At 73.8% G+C, this 3449-nt stretch carries 4 protein-coding genes; all 4 read left to right on the forward strand.

Annotated features, from left to right (window positions below; all coding sequences use genetic code 11):
• Nucleotides 1–1198 (forward strand): S8 family serine peptidase (locus tag ABNX41_RS21550; protein ID WP_438671733.1); only part of this gene is annotated, 1198 nt, incomplete at its 5' end.
• A gap of 72 nt (nucleotides 1199–1270) precedes the next feature.
• A complete protein-coding gene (locus tag ABNX41_RS21555) occupies nucleotides 1271–1600 on the forward strand; it encodes a hypothetical protein (RefSeq protein WP_438671734.1) in 330 nt (109 codons plus the stop codon).
• A 45-nt stretch (nucleotides 1601–1645) separates the two neighbouring features.
• Nucleotides 1646–2899, forward strand: a complete 1254-nt coding sequence (locus ABNX41_RS21560; protein ID WP_438671735.1) for a PqqD family protein — start codon at nucleotides 1646–1648, stop codon at nucleotides 2897–2899.
• Between the two features lie 43 nt (nucleotides 2900–2942).
• A partial coding sequence (locus ABNX41_RS21565; RefSeq protein WP_438671736.1) for a DUF1403 family protein occupies nucleotides 2943–3449 on the forward strand: 507 nt, incomplete at its 3' end.

Genomic DNA, 3449 nt, shown 5'->3' on the forward strand with positions numbered 1-3449 from the left:
GTCGCGGCCCTCGGCCCCGGCGCGGCCCGCCCGCGAGGCGCCGAACCGTCCCGCGCCTCGGCCGACCCCCCCGCCGCCCGTGCGGCCCGAGCTGGTGCTCTTGCTGCCGCTGGCGGTGCCGACCGATGTGCTGGCGGCGGCGGGCTATCCGGTCTTGCAGGACAGCGCGCTGTCGCAGGGCCATCTCTATCGGCTCGCCTTGCCGCCGGGCGCGGATGCGGCGCAGGCCCTGGCCGATCTGGGCGCGCGCTTTCCCGGCGCCCCGGCCGGGCTGAACACGCTTTACACCCCCGAGGATTTCCTGTGCCCCGACGGCAGTTGCGCCGCGCAAGAGATGATCGGCTGGTCGGGCTGGCCAAGCGCCATGGCGCCCCGGATCGGCATGATCGACACCGGGATCAACCCGGCACACGAGGCGCTGGCGGGCCAGCGCCTGCACCTGCATCCCTTCGAGACTGGCACCGAGACCGGCACGGGGGCGGGCGCGCGTGAGGCGGCCGGGCGCCAGCACGGCACCGCCGTCGCGGCCCTGCTGATCGGGCGGCTGGACAGCCGCACGCCCGGCCTTCTGCCATTGGCCGAGCTGCACGCGGTCGAGGCCTTCCACCGCAGCGCCGGACAGGAAAGCGCCGATGCCTTCGCCATTGCGCGCGGGATCGACCTTCTGCTGGACCGGCAGGTCTCGGTCATCAACATGTCGTTTTCCGGGCCCGAGAATCCGGTGCTGCAGGCGCTGGTGCAGCGCGCGGCGGCGGCCGGGGTCGGGCTGGTCGCGGCGGCGGGGAACGGTGGTCCGGGGGCGGCACCCGCCTATCCCGCCGCCTGGCCCGAGGTGATCGCCGTGACCGCGATCGACGCCAGGGACAGGGCCTGGCGCCAGGCCAATCGCGGCCCCTATGTGACCTTCGCAGCGCCGGGGGTGAATCTTTGGACGGCGGCTTCGATCTCGGGCGGGCGGCTGCGCTCGGGCACGTCCTATGCCGCGCCCTTCGTGACGGCGGTGCTTGCGGTCGAGATCGCCCGCCGCCCCGAGCTTACGCGAGAGGAACATACCGAAAGGCTGATCGCCTGCGCCCGCGATCTGGGTGAGGCGGGTTTTGACGAAACCTTCGGGCATGGCGTTATTTCCGTGTCGAATCAGTGCCTTGCATCTGATGCAGCGGAAAATCCCGCTTATTTTCACCTTAGCGGGGAATAAGGCCGCCCGCCCGCCCGTTCTTCTGGCAGCACGGTCGGAACGGCCGGGCGCAACTCAGGAAAGGACGAACCGATGAGCAATTCCGCCTCTGACATGATCTCGCGCCGCCGGATGCTGGTGCGGCTGGGGCTGGCGGCGGGCGCCGCCTATGCGGTGCCGACGCTGGCCGGATTCGACGCGGCGCGCGCCAGCGGAAATTCGGGTGGCAATTCGGGTGGCAATTCGCGCGGGGGCAATTCGGGCCCGAGCCGGTCGAGCGGCCCCTCGCGCAACAGCGCGCCCTCGCGCAACAGCCGTCCAGGGCGGAACAGCCGTCCCTCGCGCAACAGCCGTCCGGCGCGCGCGGGCCGCGGGCAGGGCAACGGCACCACGCCCGAATGGTTGCGGCGGATGTTCCGCTAAGGCAGGTCCGCCCGGACCCCGATGACAGAAGAAGGATCCGCCCGGATGCATAGGACCCGTTCCAGAAGGAAAGCCGCCCCGCCCGATCTGGTGGCGCTGCATTTCCCGGGCCTCTCCGGGCGGATCGTGATGACCCCGGACCCGGCCTTGCGCGCCGCGCTCGGCGATTGCCTGGCGGGCTGGATTCCGGCGTCCCGCCCCGCCGATCCGGGCGACGACGCGGTCCTGGCCGCCGTCTCGGCCCGCCAAGGCGCGGGCGGCGCGCGCTATCACCTGCAATCGCGCTATCTCGACCGGCCAAGCGCGAACCTGCCGCTGGCCAGCGCGGTTTGCGCCTTGGTCGCCGATCTGTCGCAGAACTGGGCCGAAAGCCATCCCGACGCCATCGGCCTGCATTGCGGGGCCCTGCGCATCGGCGGGCGGCTCGTGCTGCTGACCGGGCGGACGCGGGCGGGCAAAAGCACCCTGGTCACCCGTCTCGGCGCCGAGCCGGGCGTGGCGCTTTTCTGCGACGACGTGCTGCCGGTGGTGGCCCGAGATCAGGGCGAAGGCGCGGGCGAGGGCATCGCGCTTGGCATCGCGCCCCGGCTGCGTCTGCCGGTCCCTGCCGCCTCGGCCCGGCTTCGGGCGCTGGCGCGCGATTCGATGATCCTTTCGGACGACCGCTACGGCTATGTGCGGCTTGCGGGACAGGCCCCGCATGGCACCCGGGCCGGGCTGGGATCGATCCTTTTCCTCGACCGGCGCGCGGGCGCTCCGGCGCGGTTGCATGCGCTCGACCCGGCCGAGGCGCTTTCCGCGCTCTTGCGGCAGACCCTGACCGGCTTCGACAGCGGGGCCGAGGCGTTCGAGCGGGTGCGGGCGCTGACGGCCGAGGCCACCTGCCTGCGGCTGGTCTATTCCGATCTGGACGAGGCGGCGGCGCTGATCACCGGGCTTTTCGCCGAGGGCGGCCGCCCGCCCGCGGATTTCGCCCCAGCCCCCGCCCTGCCCCCCGCCCCGGCCGAGCCCTTCGCCCGGGCGGTTCCGGCGGACCATCCGTTCCGCCGCGCGCCCCAGGCGCGGTTGCGGCGCCACGGCGGCGCGGCCTTCTTGTGGCGGCCGGGCGAGGCGATGCTGTGGGAGCTGAATCCGATCGGCCATCTGCTGTGGCAGATGCTGGAAACCCCCGGCAGCGCCGCAGATCTGGCCGAGGTGCTGGCCGAGGCTTTCCCCGATGTCGCCCCCGACCGCATCCTGCAAGACACCGCCCGGCTTCTGGCCGCGCTGGAAGAGGCCGGGCTCGTGCGGCCGCTCTAGGCCGCGATTGGCGGTGGGCGCGCGGCTGTGCTAACCCGGTTCCATGTCGCAGACCCCGCTCGATCCGCTTTCCGATCTGGCCGCCGATCCGCCACCGGACCGGCCGGAGGATCTTGCGCCGCCGGGCCCGGACCTGCCCGCCTGGCTGGGCCGAGAGCCCGAGGCGCATCCCCCCGGCTTCGCCGCCGGGGCGGCGCTGGCTTGGCTGCATCCCATGGCCTGCTCCGAGGCCGCGCCCGCGCGGCTCTGGCGCCGCCGCCTGGCCCTGCGCGCCGTGGTGGCCCTGCCGGTCCCGGCCGGGCGGGCGGCACCGACCGAGGCCGAATTGCGCGATCACTGGTGCCTTCGGGCCGAGGGCGACGATCCCGGCCCGGCGGGGCGGCGGCTGGCGGCCTTCCATGCGCTTGGCGAGAGCCGCGCGCGCGATCTTCGCGACTGGCCCGCGCGGCTGCCCCGGCTGTTCGACCTTTCCGGCCCGGGGGCCGAGGCCATCCAGCCCCTGCTGGCGGCGGCCATGGCCGAGGCCCGCGCGCCCGCCCCCCCCCTGCGG

It is taken from the genome of Pseudogemmobacter sonorensis, assembly GCF_042762395.1.
Classification (GTDB): domain Bacteria; phylum Pseudomonadota; class Alphaproteobacteria; order Rhodobacterales; family Rhodobacteraceae; genus Pseudogemmobacter; species Pseudogemmobacter sonorensis.